The 16,318-nt window shown below is 49.7% G+C and carries 25 protein-coding genes; 21 read left to right on the top strand and 4 right to left on the bottom strand.

The window, feature by feature from the left end:
• Nucleotides 1–124: 124 nt before the first annotated feature.
• The 6 genes from HV261_RS24675 to HV261_RS24700 all read left to right on the top strand — a co-directional run bounded on the left by HV261_RS24675 (nucleotide 125) and on the right by HV261_RS24700 (nucleotide 3,327).
• Nucleotides 125–679 carry a hypothetical protein gene (locus HV261_RS24675; protein ID WP_007372288.1) on the top strand — a complete coding sequence of 185 codons (555 nt, stop codon included), beginning with the start codon at nucleotides 125–127 and terminating at the stop codon, nucleotides 677–679.
• A 69-nt stretch (nucleotides 680–748) separates the two neighbouring features.
• Nucleotides 749–1,366: a hypothetical protein gene (locus HV261_RS24680; RefSeq protein WP_007372289.1), complete on the top strand. Its 618-nt coding sequence runs from the start codon at nucleotides 749–751 to the stop codon at nucleotides 1,364–1,366.
• Between the two features lie 22 nt (nucleotides 1,367–1,388).
• Nucleotides 1,389–1,919, top strand: a complete 531-nt coding sequence (locus HV261_RS24685) for an HAD domain-containing protein (RefSeq protein ID WP_016241557.1) — start codon at nucleotides 1,389–1,391, stop codon at nucleotides 1,917–1,919.
• A gap of 301 nt (nucleotides 1,920–2,220) precedes the next feature.
• Nucleotides 2,221–2,508, top strand: coding sequence for a glutaredoxin family protein (locus HV261_RS24690; RefSeq protein ID WP_016241556.1), 288 nt, complete (start codon nucleotides 2,221–2,223; stop codon nucleotides 2,506–2,508).
• A gap of 10 nt (nucleotides 2,509–2,518) precedes the next feature.
• Nucleotides 2,519–2,917, top strand: coding sequence for a hypothetical protein (locus tag HV261_RS24695; protein WP_007372292.1), 399 nt, complete (start codon nucleotides 2,519–2,521; stop codon nucleotides 2,915–2,917).
• Nucleotides 2,918–3,000: 83 nt separating this feature from the next.
• A complete protein-coding gene (locus HV261_RS24700) occupies nucleotides 3,001–3,327 on the top strand; it encodes a hypothetical protein (protein WP_007372293.1) in 327 nt (108 codons plus the stop codon).
• 362 nt (nucleotides 3,328–3,689) lie between these two features.
• Here HV261_RS24700 and HV261_RS24705 read toward each other — a convergent pair whose 3' ends face one another.
• Entirely contained in the window at nucleotides 3,690–4,028 is a 339-nt protein-coding gene (locus tag HV261_RS24705) for a hypothetical protein (protein ID WP_007372294.1), read from the bottom strand.
• A gap of 237 nt (nucleotides 4,029–4,265) precedes the next feature.
• Here HV261_RS24705 and HV261_RS24710 point away from each other — a divergent pair, with 237 nt between their 5' ends.
• From HV261_RS24710 to HV261_RS24725, 4 genes are all read left to right on the top strand, one after another.
• Nucleotides 4,266–4,709 (top strand): hypothetical protein, encoded by a 444-nt coding sequence (locus HV261_RS24710; RefSeq protein ID WP_007372295.1) that lies wholly within the window; start codon nucleotides 4,266–4,268, stop codon nucleotides 4,707–4,709.
• A gap of 118 nt (nucleotides 4,710–4,827) precedes the next feature.
• Nucleotides 4,828–5,169 carry a hypothetical protein gene (locus HV261_RS24715; RefSeq protein WP_007372296.1) on the top strand — a complete coding sequence of 114 codons (342 nt, stop codon included), beginning with the start codon at nucleotides 4,828–4,830 and terminating at the stop codon, nucleotides 5,167–5,169.
• A 158-nt stretch (nucleotides 5,170–5,327) separates the two neighbouring features.
• Nucleotides 5,328–5,882 (top strand): hypothetical protein, encoded by a 555-nt coding sequence (locus HV261_RS24720; RefSeq protein ID WP_007372297.1) that lies wholly within the window; start codon nucleotides 5,328–5,330, stop codon nucleotides 5,880–5,882.
• A gap of 49 nt (nucleotides 5,883–5,931) precedes the next feature.
• Nucleotides 5,932–6,198, top strand: coding sequence for a hypothetical protein (locus HV261_RS24725; protein WP_007372298.1), 267 nt, complete (start codon nucleotides 5,932–5,934; stop codon nucleotides 6,196–6,198).
• Between the two features lie 67 nt (nucleotides 6,199–6,265).
• Here the strand turns inward: HV261_RS24725 and HV261_RS24730 are convergent, their stop codons facing one another.
• Genes HV261_RS24730 through parS form a run of 3 tightly spaced genes read right to left on the bottom strand, consistent with a single transcriptional unit; the run spans nucleotide 6,266 to nucleotide 7,435 of the window.
• Complete coding sequence (locus HV261_RS24730) at nucleotides 6,266–6,496, bottom strand: hypothetical protein (RefSeq protein WP_007372299.1); 231 nt, start codon at nucleotides 6,494–6,496, stop codon at nucleotides 6,266–6,268.
• Between the two features lie 43 nt (nucleotides 6,497–6,539).
• Nucleotides 6,540–6,998 carry an RES family NAD+ phosphorylase gene (locus HV261_RS24735; protein ID WP_008786589.1) on the bottom strand — a complete coding sequence of 153 codons (459 nt, stop codon included), beginning with the start codon at nucleotides 6,996–6,998 and terminating at the stop codon, nucleotides 6,540–6,542.
• On the bottom strand, nucleotides 6,995–7,435 hold the full coding sequence (gene parS / locus HV261_RS24740) for an Xre family toxin-antitoxin system antitoxin (protein ID WP_007372301.1): 441 nt from the start codon (nucleotides 7,433–7,435) through the stop codon (nucleotides 6,995–6,997). The genes HV261_RS24735 and parS overlap by 4 nt, the downstream gene beginning before the upstream one ends.
• Before the next feature lie 154 nt (nucleotides 7,436–7,589).
• On the opposite strand from parS, the gene HV261_RS24745 reads away from it, so the two are divergent.
• From HV261_RS24745 to HV261_RS24795, 11 genes are all read left to right on the top strand, one after another.
• Complete coding sequence (locus tag HV261_RS24745; RefSeq protein ID WP_016241555.1) at nucleotides 7,590–7,907, top strand: hypothetical protein; 318 nt, start codon at nucleotides 7,590–7,592, stop codon at nucleotides 7,905–7,907.
• Between the two features lie 41 nt (nucleotides 7,908–7,948).
• The gene (locus HV261_RS24750) at nucleotides 7,949–8,791 is read left to right on the top strand and encodes a hypothetical protein (RefSeq protein WP_007372303.1); all 843 of its coding nucleotides are present in this window, start codon (nucleotides 7,949–7,951) and stop codon (nucleotides 8,789–8,791) included.
• On the top strand, nucleotides 8,763–9,041 hold the full coding sequence (locus HV261_RS24755; RefSeq protein ID WP_007372304.1) for a hypothetical protein: 279 nt from the start codon (nucleotides 8,763–8,765) through the stop codon (nucleotides 9,039–9,041). Before HV261_RS24750 ends, HV261_RS24755 begins: the two co-directional genes overlap by 29 nt.
• Before the next feature lie 59 nt (nucleotides 9,042–9,100).
• Nucleotides 9,101–9,544, top strand: coding sequence for a hypothetical protein (locus tag HV261_RS24760; protein WP_007372305.1), 444 nt, complete (start codon nucleotides 9,101–9,103; stop codon nucleotides 9,542–9,544).
• Between the two features lie 286 nt (nucleotides 9,545–9,830).
• Nucleotides 9,831–9,995: a hypothetical protein gene (locus HV261_RS24765; protein ID WP_007372306.1), complete on the top strand. Its 165-nt coding sequence runs from the start codon at nucleotides 9,831–9,833 to the stop codon at nucleotides 9,993–9,995.
• Nucleotides 9,996–10,562: 567 nt separating this feature from the next.
• Nucleotides 10,563–11,405: an HNH endonuclease signature motif containing protein gene (locus HV261_RS24770; RefSeq protein ID WP_007372307.1), complete on the top strand. Its 843-nt coding sequence runs from the start codon at nucleotides 10,563–10,565 to the stop codon at nucleotides 11,403–11,405.
• 442 nt (nucleotides 11,406–11,847) lie between these two features.
• Nucleotides 11,848–12,078, top strand: a complete 231-nt coding sequence (locus HV261_RS24775; RefSeq protein ID WP_172743054.1) for a hypothetical protein — start codon at nucleotides 11,848–11,850, stop codon at nucleotides 12,076–12,078.
• 455 nt (nucleotides 12,079–12,533) lie between these two features.
• The gene (locus HV261_RS24780; protein WP_007372310.1) at nucleotides 12,534–13,055 is read left to right on the top strand and encodes a hypothetical protein; all 522 of its coding nucleotides are present in this window, start codon (nucleotides 12,534–12,536) and stop codon (nucleotides 13,053–13,055) included.
• Nucleotides 13,056–13,101: 46 nt separating this feature from the next.
• Nucleotides 13,102–13,371 carry a hypothetical protein gene (locus HV261_RS24785; RefSeq protein ID WP_008786584.1) on the top strand — a complete coding sequence of 90 codons (270 nt, stop codon included), beginning with the start codon at nucleotides 13,102–13,104 and terminating at the stop codon, nucleotides 13,369–13,371.
• Nucleotides 13,372–14,034: 663 nt separating this feature from the next.
• Nucleotides 14,035–15,288 (top strand): ParA family protein, encoded by a 1,254-nt coding sequence (locus tag HV261_RS24790; protein ID WP_007372312.1) that lies wholly within the window; start codon nucleotides 14,035–14,037, stop codon nucleotides 15,286–15,288.
• Nucleotides 15,285–16,289, top strand: coding sequence for a ParB family protein (locus HV261_RS24795; protein WP_007372313.1), 1,005 nt, complete (start codon nucleotides 15,285–15,287; stop codon nucleotides 16,287–16,289). The genes HV261_RS24790 and HV261_RS24795 overlap by 4 nt, the downstream gene beginning before the upstream one ends.
• The last annotated feature ends 29 nt before the right edge of the window (nucleotides 16,290–16,318 follow it).

A 16,318-nucleotide genomic window follows, 5' to 3' on the forward strand; every position in this document is an offset into this window, starting at 1 on the left:
CGGGCCGTCACAATCTTTCTGATTTTATTGAGAAAACAGCCTCTTTTTGTCCCCTTTTTTCCTTCGTCAGCAGACTCAGTCGTTCGATAATAAAAACAGACCAACACAACCACTGAGGTGTTTCATGTTAGCGATTATCCCGGCAGCAGGCACTGACAAGGTTTTTAAAACCTCCCTCAAACACGTGCTCGATGAGGACTTCCTGTTTGCAATGGCTTCAAAAGCAAGCGCGACGTACATTTCATCCCATATCAGCGATGACGGTGAGGGCACAGTGTTTTTCAGTCTGAGCGACTGGGATAACCTCAAGCCTTCCTTATCGGCTGATGGCTGGGATGGCGATACGATGCCCGGCTTCATTGATTTGCTGGATGCAATCGCAGCGCAGGGCTATAACACCGTCGAATTCCACATTTCTCACCCACTGGTGGTTGGCGCGGTCTGGTTCACCGATGAGTATTACTTCACGGTTACCCCGCTGGCGTATGACCTTGCCACGCTGGATGGTCAGTTTGTTCTGCCGGATGGCTCTTCCTACCGGCTGGATGACCTTGATGAAGTCAGCTATGACGAAATGACCGACTACTTTGACGGCATTATCGAAGTCGATGGCGATACCATGCTGGGTGTAAAGCGTAACGACGATGACACCGTAAACGTCAGCAAAATCGAAAGCTAACCCCTCCTCCCCGGTGTCGGTATCCGCCGCGCCGGGCTATTTTCCTGCCATCATCCTCTGGAGTGTTTCATGAAAGACCGTTTTTATCTGGTCAGCTTGCGTGACACCGTTGGTAGCAATACCGCTTTTCATAGCCATCACGGCAGAGGTTACAGCACCGATCAGCGTAATGCCCGGGTTTACACCCGCGAGGAAGCACAACGCGCATGGAATACGGGACGGGAGTTTGACCTGCCGGTTGATGCCGATGCAGTCGACCGCCATCTCGTGTTTCATGTTGATCATCAGTTTGTACCGGGAAAAACCATTCTCTCCGAAAGCGCCACCAAATATGTCGGCTTCGTTAATGGCCAATGGGACGGAAACGATCTGTTCTGGCTGGCTGATGCGGGTACTACCACGGATTTTTCCCTTGCCAGAGTTTTTGACTCACCACAGGCAGATAGACCTGATGTCGTCTGGTTACCCCATCACATCCCTGACGCTGCAAAGCGCCCTACCTTCAGTGTTGAGCGGATAGACCGCCGTAAAATGACGCAGGGGGCCGGTCTGCTGATGCCTGCCTGGCTGAAACGCCAAAATCGCCGACAGTCAAAGGGGCTGACTCGCTGGAATTGCCCCGGGTGTGGCCGTATTTCATGGCAACAGAATCCGTATGATTTTGATGGTTGCCGGTTCTGCATATAGTCAACTACCGCGAGAGGCCTCTATGTTCCGATTATTACAGAAGTGGTTAGTCAGGTTTACCTGTCAGGACGATATAGATTGTATGTCGACCCGGCGCTCTGCGGGCGAGTTCTGGCTGGAAATAGATGCCCGTCGTCACTGGATTTTCCTGGACATCGACGGTGTACTCCACCGGGCGGAAAACGGGTCACTGGAGTTTATGCCTGTGCTGGATCACGTGCTGACGCAATGCCCGCAGACGGGAATTATCCTTTCCACAAACTGGCGTACCGGCGTACCCCGGGAGATGGTGCTGAGTCATTTCCCTGCGGGTATACGCGATCGGATTGCTGGACTCAATCCCGATCTGGATGGGCTGGTGAATAACCACGTGCGTTATCACGAATGCATGGCGGTCGTTAAACGGTTCGGCCTACAGCATTACACCTTCGTGGACGATACCGCTCGACTCTTTCCAACTGACTGCCCTGCCCTGTTCCTGACTCACCGGCACGAGGGGCTGAATGCAACGCAGGGTAGCGCTTTGATAGACCGGATTCGGTTAATGAAATGACCGGTTTAAGGCTGAATACAAATTATTAATGAGGATGCGTTATGAATGAAATCCCACAATACGTCTATGACCTGATCGGTATTTGCCTCTTTGTTGGAATGTGGGTCGGAGGCGTTCTGCTTATTTGGTTTATTTTCTCTAATGGAGAGAGCGACGAATAGCCAGGCAACTGGCGCAACTGATGTTGCAGGATGGCCCCAACAATATCTTACCTGCTTACGCTCTGATTACCCGCGCAACGCTTCGTCAGAAGCGGAAAGCTGGGATAATGAATATATCCCGTATACACCAGGCTATCCCAATGAAAATTACTGTGTTTACTGCCCCTGATTGTCCGAAATGTCGCATGACGCTTACCCGCTTTTCTCTGGCTGGGGTGGACGTGAATGAGATCCCGCTGGTGGACAACGCAGATCTCGTTCGCCTGACACAAAATACCGGTGCGCCGCTGGTGGTGGTGGTCAACGATTCGGGCCGTGTGACGGGTTGGGGTGGGTTCCGGCCAGATCTTATTGCGACAACTGCCAATGGCTGGAGTGTCGGGTCACTCGATATCCCCCCGTCGCTGGTTAATCACGTCCTTCACTGAGGTAAACGCCATGCACAATATCTCTGTCGAAATCCCTGCGGCCCTCGGCGTACATCCTCCTTCAGGAGCGGATGTCGTGCTTATAGACGATCTGAATAACGCCCTCGCCGGTGCTGGCTTACCGCAACTGAAGATAGAGCCGATAACGTGGACACCGCCATCAGGCCGACCGGTGATCTACCGGTCTGAGGTTCCCGATATCCTGCGCATTGCAGGTATAAACCCTGACACCTCTGACATGGTGAAAACCTTCTGTTCCGGGCCACTGCCGATTGACGATAACGAGCTGGATGCCCTTCTGGAGATGCGCGAACGGGACGGTCATAGCGAAAGCTTCAGGATCGCGCTCTGTGGGGCGCTGGACGCGATTCTCATTCGACTCTACTCAGCAGAGCGTCAGCTTCGTTGAAACGCCAGTAAAGACGCTGGTGGCCTCATATGAGGTATCAATCGGCTCGGTTCCGTCTCAATAATTTAAAGAGAGCACGGTATATGAGTCCTGAAGAAGAAAAAGTGCTGCATCAGCGGCTGATACAGCTTGGCGATATGATGGGGGATGGCCTGCACTATGAGCGCGACGGTCAATGGATCACCCGGGAGTACAAAGCCACGTTGCGGGCGCTGGGGCTTTTGAAGGCTCCCAAGCGTAAGCATAACCCGACCAAAACACTCGCTGTGGATGAGCGAATGGCACAACGTGTGAAGGACGTAGCCTGTACCCAGTGCGCCGGGAAACTGAAACAGGTGCGCTCCGGGTCTCTGAAAGCGCAATGCACCCGGTGCAAAACCAAGTTCACCCTCCTGAAAACCATTAAGTAACTATACCCGCAGCTGGTGGTCACCCCACCAGCATAAAATATACCCGAAACTGTGACACCTGCGCTTGCCTGCCTCAATGTCGTGATAGCTGACAACCCCCACGAAGAAAACAAACCTCACACCTGCGATCGTCGTGATGCAACGATTTTGTCGAGCCAATTATATGAAGAGACTGTTATGAAAGACTTCCATTTCCTGTATGTCGAACTCCTGGTCGAATTGCTTCGACTGGTCAATTTTCTTCTGCCGTTGTGGTTTGGTAGTTGAAAATAGCAGGTAATACCCGGGCAAGACCTTCCCGTTTTTTTAAAATAAAAGGGCGCACATAGCGCCCTGTCAGAAAGGTATTTTGAAGCAGCAGACTACTTACGAAACTCCCATTGTTTAATCAGCTTTTTGACAAACGTCTCGCCATAGATCTCATGTGACTCCATGTATGCACAAAGCTGTATCAGGGTCATCATGCCATCGCGAAGGGTATCGCATGACTCGTTACGGCAATAGGCCGTGAGTTTGTACATATTCGCCCCGCAAACGTCCGGGTTGTAGAGATTAACAATCAGGCTTGCCGCGAATTTCTTTCTCTCTGCGATAGCGCCCAGATAAGCCAGCTCCCTTTTCAGGTCTTCCGGGATAGGTGTGACAGCACACGCTCGCGGGTTCAGGTTTATCTGGATATGGTCAAAGTCGAGTTCCTGCATTGTCCTGGTTCCTTCTGCTGATATTCGGTATCCGTCTGCCGGGCCACACGATTCTGCATGTAATGCCCTTCATATCACCATTGTACCGGATACCTGCAATTTGCCCCGTAACTACCGGTGCTGATGATAAAAAATATCTTTATTTTGCGAACGATATACACCAGTCCGTCCTGATTTCGTCAGCTGAATTGTGCCGGGTAAGCTGGTTGCCATGTGAGTGACCTAATGGAGAACACCATGCAGCACACTGCAACCACACACCCGCAACCGGCTAACACCGTGAGTATCGTCAGTACGACCTACGGTCAGACGCTGGTGGTACTGAACGGGAAATGTCTCTACTGCGCACCACCAGAGCGAGGAGACGAAGCCCGGCAGCTGGCATCAACCACTGCCGGGGCACTCAACGTGCCGGTCGATGTCGTCCACCTCGATACATTTGCTACCGATACAACCGAAAGCCAGCTGATGGCCCGCTTTGAAAACCAGAATGCCGGGCCGTGGTATAGCCATGCGTTTACCATCGCGTTCAGTGTTGAATACCCGGCGAAGAGTAGCGATGACATTCCACCAGCGGAATTACACCGTGCATTGATGAAGCGGGCCAGAGAGTTTACCGGTGATCTGGATGCGCTGGTGGAAGCCTGCGGGGCATCTTATGACAGTTATCAGATGGGGTAACTCCTGCTGGAAATGACCGCATTCTGCTGGCGTTTTCAATGAGATATCGCCAGCCGCTTTGGTAGAGTTTTCCAGATAGCAAGCGAACATCATAGCCAGTGGCAAGAGGTAAACCTATATGAATTCTGTCTGTCTTGATTACGAGAAAGTGGATTTTCTGGCGAATCTCCTGATCCCCACCCTCGCCAGACACCCCATCAGTAACAGTTTCCCGGAGCGCGGCCTCGCACTTAAGGAAAAGCACCCTGAGCTGGTGGGCTGGCCCGAGCGCAAACTGGGTGAAGTGGAAAATTACCAGAATGCACTGTCCAGACAGCTACCGAGCCTGAACAGCATGTCCTTGCCGGAGTTTATCGACTTCATTCTCACCCCGCATGTCGCGGAGTATGTTCTTGAGCAGGTTGGCACTCCGCTTGCTGAAGAAACCATGCAGCTGTTTATGGCGAAAGTGAAGGCATAACGCGGTTTTCAGCCCCATATACTCCAGATCATAACCGGCCTTAATGGTCGGTTTTTTTTGTGAATTTTCTGCCCCGAAAGCCTTCGTCACCTGCGGGGAGCGTGGTTAACTGGTTATGTAAACAAAACGAACAACACACATAACTACAGGGGTCTACCATGTTAAATCCAGCTATCTGCGCCATGTTCATGTTTCAGGGCTTCCAGCATGAAGTCTCCCGTCTGACCGCATTATCAGTGGCTAATCCTATCCCCCTCACCTTCAACTGTGACAGCGTACAGACAATGATCTGTGAAACGCTGGCTGGTGGCGAAATTGAATGTGCTCACTGGATGTTGGATGCCGCAGAGCAGATCTGTAAAGCCTGCGAACCTGCGTATCAGGCATCTGAAGAACCGGGAGTCTGGTACTACGACATTGCTGAACGTCTGGGCGCTGAAGTGGCCTGCCGTTGCGTAAAAGGTGATATCAGCACTGACCAATTGGTCGCTGTTGCAGTTAACCTCACTGAGTCATGGAACACGCTGAGCGAAGACAGCAATCAGGAGCCTGATTGCGGATCATATGAAAATACCGTCAGGACGTTGGTAGAACGTGCTGATACAGCAGAAGCGGCTTGCGTAGAAGCAGTCAGAATCCTTGATGGTGGTGAGCGGCAGGCGTTATCAAAGGCGATAGCAATTCTTCGCCCTGTGGCCGCAACGTTGCAGTAGATAGTGGCAGAACACCAATACACACAACACTCACTACAGGAAAATGACCATGAAACTCACCGTATCGACTCGCCCGGTAAGAATTGAAGGGAATTATGTCTCTGTCGTCTTTAATCGTTCCCATAACTCCATGCCGGAAACAGCAGAGGTTAAAAATGCCGATCAGGCGCGGGCATTCATCAACGATTACATCGCCCGTAATATCAACGAAACGCCGATGCATCTGGTGCTGACAAAAGAGGGCCGGGCATTTGGCGGGTTCGACGCGCTGAATAGTAGCCTTCCGCCCGCGATTGAATCATCAACCCGTTTGTAATGACTGACTGGTGGCGCTCAGTGAGGAGCGTCACCCGGCATCACGGAGGGAGTTGCAAGAGTTCTGATTAGCCTTTCCTGACCCACGCCCAAAGCATCGCACCCGCCAACACCGTCAGCATCAGAGCAAACACGGAACCAACCAGACTCGCATCGCCATTCTTGCCGGAGTAACCGCAGGTTTGAGATGCGTCACCAACTGCCTGACAAATTGAATCGGGATCAAGTCCCCAGTAGACAAAGGCGAACAAGGCAATTACAGAGATAAACGCTTTAGCGACTTTCGCTTTCTGAATCATCAGAGACACCTCAGTTCGTCAATGCCGGGGAGTTGCCTGTGTGTTATTTCAGGCGGGAATCAAACCGGAACGGAATTTTCTTAACCGTAGCCATCAGGTCAAAGAGTTCAGGGTGTGCCGGATTCAGCAAGTAGTTAAATTCAACCGGAGACAACGCACTTGGAATACGCAGCGCGATAGAAGAACCGCTTTCAGCCCAGTTATCACCGTAGAGCGCCAGCTCAGCAGGAGCATCCTCACTCGCCCAGTTATCAGGGAGACGGCTCATGTCGAAGGTCTGGATCTGATCATCCGGTACATCAAGACTCAGCAGTGTAAAGTCGTCCAGTAACTGCGGCGCGTGAATGTGTACCAGCGTTTCAAGCATGGTAAGGCTGGCCGTTTCAGACAGGTAGACCATTGCAGTGCCTACGCTGTTCCAGCGGCCCCCCGTTTCTTTCGCACCCAGACCAGACCACGCAGTCATCAGATAACGGGTCTTGGTCAGTCGGTAAAGGATCACGAGTATACCCCGTGCTCAATACGCGTAATCAGGCGCATCACTTCAAGCGCACCTGTCTCAGAAGAAACAAGCTCTGCCGGTGATTTCCAGCTCAGACCACGGTTCGCTTCGTTCAGCCATTTGTGCGCCGCTTCTTTGTCACCTTCAAACAGCTCTACAGCGCGTTCAATTACGCGGATAATGCGCACCAGACGTTCGCTCTGATCGGCAGTGAAACGGTCTTTGATGCTACGATTAAACGTCGTATTAGGTATACCCGACATTTTGCGCAGCTCAGACGGCGTGATGTTAGCCCATTCAGAAATGTGCTTAGCTACTGTGCCATCGAGACCGTGATTGATTTTATCCATCAGCGCGATACCGTCATTATCCAGCCCAGCAACCTGCCATAAGCAGTGCTGATTCGTTTTGGTAACGTCTGGAGAAAAAACTTTCATCGTCATAACTAGCCCTCCCATTTGGTAATTCAATTATACCATATGGAACACTAACGGCAATCTTTTAACCATCAGACAACCTCAGCGCCCTTCGTCACCAGCCCCACCTGCCAGATAATAGGTCAATAACGACAAAACTATGACAGGGGGCATCATGCCGAATCTCTTACGTTATGACCAACTGGACTCCTCACGTCAGCCAGCAGCGCGGGCATCAGCCGCTAGTGGCGAATTATGGTGTGCCCGCAACAACGTAAAAAAGCAGGCGGCAGCGTCAAAGGCCGCAATTCACCAGGCAATCAATGATCAGCACCGCATTACCCGGCTGCGAAACACCTTTTCGCTCGCGAAGGATATGCGTGAAAAGCCGGTCGTCTGGATTGAAAAGCGCATCCTCGAAAATCTGTGCATGTTCAATGAGCAGGACGATATGTACCTGTTCACGCAGCAGAACTTTGTCAGCAAACTCTGAACCTCCGGCCCGGCTCGTCGGGCCATTAAAAGGAAACCGATATGACAGACTTCATTGATAAACTGGCAGCGAATGGTGTGGCCTTTACCCTTCAGGACGGACGAATCATCGTTGAAGGCGATCTTCGTGTCGGGTTTACGCTTGAGCCAGAAGATCCGGCAATTCCCTGCGACTATATTCCCGCGAATCTGACCGTGACGAACACCCTGACCATTCTGTCGGGCATTCATAGCATCCCTGCCGGGCTGGTGGCCCGCAATCTGTTTATCAGCTACTCTGAGCTGGAATCTCTCCCTGACAACCTGACCATTACCGGTACGCTCATGGCGAATTCTTCACGTCTTAAGTATCTGCCGGAAAATCTGACGGTGGGCCGCGTTCTGGACATCATGTGTACTGATATCGCCTATCTGCCGGATACGCTGAAAGTAGCTGGCAGTATGATGCTGTCAAACACCCGTATTACCACTTTGCCGGATAACCTGCATCTTGAAGAAAATCTGGCCCTCGAAGCCATGCCGTTGCAAGCGTTGCCAAAAAACCTGAAAGTGGGCCACAGCCTGTATCTGGATGCTGTGGCTCTGAAGCGGATCCCTGAGTGTATATCGTGCCCCGTGATTAACCTGGTTAACCCTGGTAATTTTGAAAATGTCGCGTCAGTCACCGGTATCGGCGGAAAGCCTAACCGCCATGTCTATGCGCTACGTACAGCGCTTGGCGTTCGCGTATGCATGTACGATTTGTCTGTAGACCCGGAAATATTTGGTCTGCTGGTACGTGGCATCTATGATGAACCCACGGCTGAACTACTTGATAAGGCCGCACAACAATGTATTCAGCGTCTGGAGGATATGTATGCTTCTGAAAACGCAGTTCGGCACTGACTCGGGTATGATTTATACCCGGAAGGTGTATCTGCATTACACCGACACTGACGGGCATTCACGCAGCAAGCTGATAAAAGGTTACTACTACCCGGGCGAAGTCCCGGTTGAGTCGTTTTCAGAGCGGGCACTTGCTCCTGGTATGCGCCAGCTGTTGAGTTGCCGCTGCGGCGCAATAAACTGGGTCGCAACTGGTGGTATCAACGAATACCAATGCGACTGCTGCGCAAAGGAAATAACCGTTTACTGACGGTCTGCACGGGGATACCGTTCGACCGGCATACCCATGACAATAAGAGCAGGTGCTAAATGACAAAAGAAGAATCACAATTTTATGCTGGTGCAATCTGGGCCGCATCGACCATTTACCGGATGCATTCTGACTCGGTGGTAGCGAAAGATTTTCTCCGTGAAATTAACGATCTGGATGTGGCAGCAAAATGTGGTGCTGAGTACGACGTTCTCCCATTACGCCTGTTTGTTTTGCGCGATTTACCATTGGGCCACGATGCGGATTATGAAGCCATCAGCTTCGGGCCGGTAGACCGTCACGGCAATATCATCTGCGATCACTCTCAGACTTCGGTCACCGATATCTCCGGCCAGCGAGCGTATGGGGTTTATGCCCGCCGTGCGGGTGAGTCGAATCTGACGCTCATCGACAATCTTGATGATGAAGAAGAAGCCGAACCACTGGCGAAGGTGCTGGCTGAACAGCTCCAGCAAATCAAAGAAGGTCGCTACGATATTTAAGCGTTAGACCACGTACTGCTGGTGGCAATACACTGGCGATTAAGGGGGTTAAGTGACTTAAATGATCCACTGACCTGTCTGTGTAAAGCCTGTTTATCCCAAAGCCGTCTGGTTCACCAGGCGGTTTTTTTATGCCCGGAATAGCAAGCACAACACAAAACGAAACCGATATTATCTTTCTGAAAATACAGGGCTTTTTATGCCCTGGTTTTCTTCGTCACCTGAGTCACTCACCAGATACTGGATACAGAAGCCACAACATGTAACCCGTTATCAGGAGCGACCCATGAAAGCACAAGCTGTTCGTAATCACTCTTTTGGCTCACTGAAGCTCAGCGCAAGCAATGCGGCAGCAGCCGCGCTGGCGCACCCGGTAACCCATTTCTTCATGCTGTTCGCCATCGTGATGTACCTGGTCTATGGCGGTGTAGTACTCGGCATTAAGCCGTAGCATTCCCTGTGGCCGGTCGCCCAACCGGCTTTGCCTCCAACCCTTCTGGAGGTAGTTGTTAACTTCCCCGGTAAACCGGGGATTTTTTTACCCGTAGTTCCAGCGTTCGCCACTGGAGCTAAAACCCACCAGAGCGAATTCCGTAACATAAGCGCTTCTTCTACGTCCGATCAGTACCTTACCCTATGAGCAACCCGTCACACTCTGCTAGCCTTCCTCCCGGAATGAACGACACTCTGATGTCCCTATATATCGAACCGGATATGCCTGGTATCGATGATCTCGTTATAACAATTATTCGGCTTCGGCGTGAGGGCTGGACAGCATCTGAACTGACTTTCCGTATACTTTCGTCAGTTGCATATCAGGTGATTCCTCCAGAGGCGTTTACCGACCCTAAGCATCACCTCCTGAAAGAGTATGTCAGTTTGTCCCGTGAGTTCGGCCTAGTAAGCGGGGCAAGACATAATGCTCACCTCCGTGGTGTCATTCGCAGAGGGATAATGTCGGGAATAGATAGAGCAGAGGTAATACGCCGCGTTCTTTTCTCCCCGCACTATTCAGAACATGAGGAAGATAACCAATCTGATTCGTTCCCTCGTTCGTCGTAACAACCGGGTGGCATTAACGCTTTTTCCCCGAATGTTCCGGTACAAAGCCTTTGGCGTGGTTGAAACAGGATCTGGTTATCCGCGACGGCCTGAACATCAGGAATCCAAAGTTTGTCTACTGGCAGGATATCTCAGAGTCCAGGAAGAAATTCGTGCTTCTCAGGCCCGTCTGGCTTTACTAAATACTGAAATCGAAAAGGAGAATGCTCAGGAGTACGCACGTAACAAAATTCCGGCATCACGGTTGGCTCACTTCAGGCTCTGGTTCACTCGCCGATTTGGTAATGACACATCCCGTTTGATTGAGTCCGTGGACACCTACTGCGAGGAGCAGAATCCAGTAATGGATGAGCAACCGGCTGTATTGCCATTACCACGCGGTCACCTCCCCCATGCAGATATCCGTATGCGCTCCCCGAGCTTCCGCCGAGAGGTTAGCGTTCGCGATGTGCATGTCCAGTCTCAGTTCCGTGAGTTGGTGGATAAGAATTTCGGAAGCCTGTGCGCGGTATCGGGCAAACACCTCAACGGTGTGCTGGAGGCAGCACATATTGAACCAACATCCGTAGCAGGCTGCTATAACGCCAGTAACGGCATTTTGCTATCACCAACATTCCACAGGCTGTTTGACACAAACATGATGGGTATTGATCCTGATACACTACAGATTCACTTCGCCAGCGGTATAGAGTTCCCTGAGTATGAAGGGGTCTGTATAAAACCGTTGTTCTACAATCTGGATAAAAACAGGCTCGGGGCAAGATGGCTTGAATTTAAAGTGAAATCACCTGCGGAGTAAGCCCTCTCCCCTCTTCCATCTCCCTGCCCTATCCAATCTATTTATTGGAAAGGCATAGCAGCATGGAGATAAGTAGCACACAAGTAACTCACCGATAATTCACATAAAAACCATATCAAAACAAATCAATCAGTTTATCGCATTTCCTAGCGCACTTTTAATTCACATTTTATGGACTTTTAATCCAATCCTCTCCTGTTCACTTTGAATTTAAGTGATATCAGTGAATGATAAGGTACGAATAATTCACTAAATAACAACTATGTAAATTCAACAGCATAAAAACCAGAGCGCTATCTTCGGACTGGTTCCAGTAATTGATGGTTTGAGTCCGGCCCGCATGTCATACTGATTTATATCTTTCGTGTAGCCCTGCGGTAGGCACGATTTCATCCCAATACATCCAGTGGCATGTGACTATATGATCGACCAAGCAGAGTTAATGAAGAGTGTTTTAGCGGTTCTGCAAGCCAGAAACGTGTCATTATCAGAGAGCCCTACGCGAATTCTGATGATGCTTCCAACACGGTTACGCGTGAATGTCACTGTAATCGATGCTCAAAATGAACCGTTAACCGCGACACTGATGCTGGATCAGGAAGGTCAAGTGACCTGTAAGCTGGCAACAGACCCCGCTGATACCGTCGTTGATATCAGTCGATATAGAGTATGATTTAAATCTTCGCGTTCCAGCCAGCCGTTCCCAGCTTCGTTGTAGAATATTGCAATAAGCCAATCCCCAGCCAGCCCTGTAATGTAACCGAAGAAAATCGTGCGCAATGCGCACGTAAAAATGTCTGCCCGCCACGCGGGCAATCGCCGTCCAAAAGCTTCGCTCTCAAGCGAAGCAGGCACGGCATGTAAATTCGAATAGAGCCCTCACGGGGCGATTAGGCGAATTCGCGGCCCGCTAGGGCAAAGTCTCAAAGCGTATGGGGGTTAACACCCCCAAAACGCTGTGGAGACTGTTGTGGCTTTTCGGAACTACGATCCCGAAGTACTGACTAAGGGTTGCGGCTGCCACCAGCCCGGCTATCAGGCGACCCAACAATTATTTCTCCGTATCACTTCGTCACCTGCTCAAGGTGATTGAAAATAGAATCACAATTAGAAAGCGGGGAACACACAATGAACACTCAGACAAGAATCAAATTGAAAGGCCTCAAAATCTATACTGGCATGAGCCAGGAAACAGTCTGCTTTAACGCTACTGTCCTCTTCGACGGGCTGAGCATAGGTACAGCTGATAATGATGGGCATGGTGGCGAAACTCGCGTACTGTTCGAACCAGGAAAAAAAGAGCTGTTCCGCCAGGCCGAATCATATGCGAAGGGTCTTCTGCCAATCTGCCTTGGCGAACACAATGGCAAGCCATTTCTCATAGACTCAAACCTGATTGAAGTAATCGACCAGCTTGTCAGTGACGAGGAGCGTAACCGGAAAACTAAATCAAGTTTCAAGAAGGTTTACCGCAAGAAAATCTGCGTCTTACGCGAAGGTAGACTTTGGACAGTGGGCTACAAAAGCCAGGCTCAATACGCTTCATACATCGCACAAATCAAAAAAGAACATGGCCCTGATATCGTTATCCTGGACGATTTGGAACATGATGAAGCTTTCGAGCTGTACAGTAAGCACTTATACGCCTGACCATCAAGCGTGGTAGAATTGGATAATTCTAGCGCAGAGGATCACTATGAAAGTTAAAGAGCTTATCGCCCAGCTTCAGCTACACGACCCTGATGCTGTTGTCGTAATTGCCGGATTTGAAACCCAGAGTACTGGACTGGTTGCCGAGGCCGATACTATTAAAGAATGCGTGACAGTTCCTGTCCAAGCGGACAGCATGACGGGTGACCGTTCGTTGGCAAAGGAGGGTTCACCTTCTGTCTGGTTGGGATGGGGGAATGATTACCGCACGGAGTTCTTCGTTAGTGCCATCAACGACCCGGACGAATTAGCCTAACTATATCGAATACCCAAGAGCCTCTACTTCAGAGGCTTTTTTATTTGATGGGTCTTACGGGAAACCTTGTCATTCATTTACCAATAGTTGCAGGGCGTATCCTCCAGCGCTAAGTCACTTAACCCCCTTAATCGCCAGCCAGCATCTCCGGGTTCTGCCCGACCCGTGGATTACTTAACACCCTTAATCGCCAGTCAGCCTCTCCGGGTTCTGCCCGTACCGTGGGTCACTTAACCCCCTTAATCGCCAGCCAGCCTCTCCGGTTTCTGCCCGTACAGTGGGTCACTTAACCCCCTTAATCGCCAGCCAGCCTCTCCGGTTTCTGCCCGTACCGTGGGTCACTTAACCCCCTTAATCGCCAGCCAGCATCTCCGGGTTCTGCCCGACCCGTGGGTTACTTAACCCCCTTAATCGCCAGTCAGTCTCTCCGGGTTCTGCCCGCCCCGTGGATTACTTAACCCCCTTAATCGCCAGAAGAGAAAGATGATGTGTCATTGAACTGCATTTCGAGATCGCAAAATGAAGAAAAAACAAAATAGAATGTTAGCGTCTCAATCTGATTGCCGTTACAATTATACGCATAGAGCGTCATTTTACGCATTATACGTAAAGTATACGCATATGCGTTTAAATTCATAATTCAGGTTTGAGGGTATGACGAGAATGAATCTAATAGATAAAATTGCCCTTGTCGGGCAACGCATGAAGTCCGAACAAATTTCATTGAAAGAATCGTTACTGGCTTCTTCCCGGGTATCTGTATCAGATGACAGTGTGGAGGGGGTAGATCGCCTTATCTATAACCACTGCCTGAATAAAAAAAATCTCTCCGACTTCTTTGGAAAATCTCGAGTTACCTTCAATAAAATTCTCGCTGATCTCGAAGAAAAAAGGCTGGTGGGTCAACCTATTTATCAGAACAAAAACCACCTTTATACCCGCTGGGATGTCCAGAATATTATGGATGCCCTGGGTTATCCGCGCTATAGAGATTACTACCAGAGCCGAACAATCATTGTTCAGAATCATAAAGGTGGGACAGGAAAAAGCACGACCTCAGTGGCTCTGGCTGTAGCAGCAGCACTTGATCTCCAGTTGAATGCCAGAGTTTTAGTAATTGAATGGGATCCGCAAGGCTCTATTGGTAGCGGTATGATTCAAAGCGTATCTGAAGACGACGTATTCCTGACTGCAATCGACGCAATCCTGGGCGTGTATGAAGAAGGTTCTGAATATAAAAAATACCTCGACATGGGTTACTCTGAGGCTGAAATCATTGAGAATATGCCGTTCTCAACCCATCTGCCAAATCTTGATGTAATTACTGCGTTCCCAACCGATGCGAGATTCAAAGATAAATACTGGCAGTGCAGTAAAGAAGAGCGCACTCAGTTGTTGCTACGATTCAAAGAAGTGATAATGCCAGTCCTGAAAGCTAAGTATGACCTTATTATCTTCGATACCCCTCCAGAAGACTCGCCAATTATCTGGGCCGCTGATGAGGCCGCTGACGGTATTCTTGTCGCAGTTTCTCCGCGAGAATACGACTATGCATCCACAACTGATTTTATGCTGACGATCAGTGAGCGATTCCGTCAGTCTCCCAATAAAGGTGAAAATATTAAATGGTTTAAAGTACTGGCCGTTAACGTCGATGATAAAAGCCCATACGAAAAAATAGTCCTCGATAAGTTAATTCGAACCGTTCAAGACCTGTTTATGGCAACCAATATCAAAAACTCTGAAGCATTCAAAGCAGCTGCGTCACGGGGTAGGTCGGTTCTCGATATTAAGAAATCTGAAGAGTTATGTTCACCAAAGCAGCTGGATATTGCCGAAGAATCCGTAATGTCCGTATATCAACAGTTTATTAATGAGATAAAGAGTTTTTCAGCGAAGGAAGGAGTTAACGCATGAGTGATGAACAGCATATCGGAAACGATAAATCGCGTTATCTAAATACGCCAAAGCGAACCGATGTAGGCCACCGTTCCGGGTTAGCTAACCTTAAGAGTCCCCCTCGCATTAAGAAACTCTTTACCCTTCATAACGGGCGAAAACTTGAAGCTGAGCACGTCACTGTAGCAGCTGAAAATGTCGCTACTGAGACCGCCGTTCACCCAATGAACCCGCGAAATCAGGAAGCGCTTACCACAAACGCAGTACGAGATATCCTGCAACAAATTGAGTCAAGGGGTGTTGATACTGAAGGTGTTGCCGTTAAACGTGATGGCGTGTACCTGCTTATTGAAGGTAGCCGCAGACGTTTTTGCTGTATTGCGGCTCAAAAAGATCTGCCTTTATGGGTGCTACCAGATGATCTATCAGCTGAGGACATCAAGGCGATTATTACCGCTGCACAAACATCACGCCGATTCTCATACCGAGAGGTTGGGCTTCAGTATCTGGAACTAATGCAGGAAAAAGGATTCACCAAAAATGAAGAGCTTGCCCTCTTTCTTGGCATAAGCCATGTGTCAGTCTTTAAACGTATTCAGGCGGCGCGTATTGACGGTTCGTTGATAGCTCTGTTCCCGGATTATGAAGGTATACCAAACTCCTTCTACAGCCGGTTGTCCAAACTTCAGAAATACGTAGAGAGCAACCTTTTCATTCTTGCAGATGTAGTTGATAGGGTGAAAGAAGAAATTGCTAATCTGGACATCAGTGACATCCCGGAAGCGCAGAAAATTGTCATGGCGCAGATCACAAAGGCGGTTGAATTACTCGATCAAAAGCCACCTGCAAAAAGTTGGGAAACCCGTGATCTGGCTAATTTTGCTAATAAGGACAAATACGCCCGTATCAGCAAAAATGCATCGGGCCGTAAAGTTCGCTTTGAATTTAACCGAATGAGTACCGAGCTCATGGCAGAAATTGAAGCATTTATTACGGATAAACTGAGTAGCGAAAAATAACAATTCGCCATTGCTTGATTATCGAAACT

The sequence above is a fragment of the Citrobacter sp. RHBSTW-00671 genome (assembly GCF_014103415.1).
Classification (GTDB): domain Bacteria; phylum Pseudomonadota; class Gammaproteobacteria; order Enterobacterales; family Enterobacteriaceae; genus Citrobacter.

Bases quoted from the DNA above. Each gene is read 5' to 3' on its own strand.
- HV261_RS24675 (WP_007372288.1), top strand. From the start codon at position 125: ATGTTAGCGATTATCCCGGCAGCAGGCACTGACAAGGTTTTTAAAACC.
- HV261_RS24680 (WP_007372289.1), top strand. From the start codon at position 749: ATGAAAGACCGTTTTTATCTGGTCAGCTTGCGTGACACCGTTGGTAGC.
- HV261_RS24685 (WP_016241557.1), top strand. From the start codon at position 1,389: ATGTTCCGATTATTACAGAAGTGGTTAGTCAGGTTTACCTGTCAGGAC.
- HV261_RS24690 (WP_016241556.1), top strand. From the start codon at position 2,221: ATGAAAATTACTGTGTTTACTGCCCCTGATTGTCCGAAATGTCGCATG.
- HV261_RS24695 (WP_007372292.1), top strand. From the start codon at position 2,519: ATGCACAATATCTCTGTCGAAATCCCTGCGGCCCTCGGCGTACATCCT.
- HV261_RS24700 (WP_007372293.1), top strand. From the start codon at position 3,001: ATGAGTCCTGAAGAAGAAAAAGTGCTGCATCAGCGGCTGATACAGCTT.
- HV261_RS24705 (WP_007372294.1), bottom strand. From the start codon at position 4,028: ATGCAGGAACTCGACTTTGACCATATCCAGATAAACCTGAACCCGCGA.
- HV261_RS24710 (WP_007372295.1), top strand. From the start codon at position 4,266: ATGCAGCACACTGCAACCACACACCCGCAACCGGCTAACACCGTGAGT.
- HV261_RS24715 (WP_007372296.1), top strand. From the start codon at position 4,828: ATGAATTCTGTCTGTCTTGATTACGAGAAAGTGGATTTTCTGGCGAAT.
- HV261_RS24720 (WP_007372297.1), top strand. From the start codon at position 5,328: ATGTTAAATCCAGCTATCTGCGCCATGTTCATGTTTCAGGGCTTCCAG.
- HV261_RS24725 (WP_007372298.1), top strand. From the start codon at position 5,932: ATGAAACTCACCGTATCGACTCGCCCGGTAAGAATTGAAGGGAATTAT.
- HV261_RS24730 (WP_007372299.1), bottom strand. From the start codon at position 6,496: ATGATTCAGAAAGCGAAAGTCGCTAAAGCGTTTATCTCTGTAATTGCC.
- parS (WP_007372301.1), bottom strand. From the start codon at position 7,435: ATGAAAGTTTTTTCTCCAGACGTTACCAAAACGAATCAGCACTGCTTA.
- HV261_RS24745 (WP_016241555.1), top strand. From the start codon at position 7,590: ATGCCGAATCTCTTACGTTATGACCAACTGGACTCCTCACGTCAGCCA.
- HV261_RS24750 (WP_007372303.1), top strand. From the start codon at position 7,949: ATGACAGACTTCATTGATAAACTGGCAGCGAATGGTGTGGCCTTTACC.
- HV261_RS24755 (WP_007372304.1), top strand. From the start codon at position 8,763: ATGCTTCTGAAAACGCAGTTCGGCACTGACTCGGGTATGATTTATACC.
- HV261_RS24760 (WP_007372305.1), top strand. From the start codon at position 9,101: ATGACAAAAGAAGAATCACAATTTTATGCTGGTGCAATCTGGGCCGCA.
- HV261_RS24765 (WP_007372306.1), top strand. From the start codon at position 9,831: ATGAAAGCACAAGCTGTTCGTAATCACTCTTTTGGCTCACTGAAGCTC.
- HV261_RS24770 (WP_007372307.1), top strand. From the start codon at position 10,563: ATGAGGAAGATAACCAATCTGATTCGTTCCCTCGTTCGTCGTAACAAC.
- HV261_RS24775 (WP_172743054.1), top strand. From the start codon at position 11,848: ATGAAGAGTGTTTTAGCGGTTCTGCAAGCCAGAAACGTGTCATTATCA.
- HV261_RS24780 (WP_007372310.1), top strand. From the start codon at position 12,534: ATGAACACTCAGACAAGAATCAAATTGAAAGGCCTCAAAATCTATACT.
- HV261_RS24785 (WP_008786584.1), top strand. From the start codon at position 13,102: ATGAAAGTTAAAGAGCTTATCGCCCAGCTTCAGCTACACGACCCTGAT.
- HV261_RS24790 (WP_007372312.1), top strand. From the start codon at position 14,035: ATGAATCTAATAGATAAAATTGCCCTTGTCGGGCAACGCATGAAGTCC.
- HV261_RS24795 (WP_007372313.1), top strand. From the start codon at position 15,285: ATGAGTGATGAACAGCATATCGGAAACGATAAATCGCGTTATCTAAAT.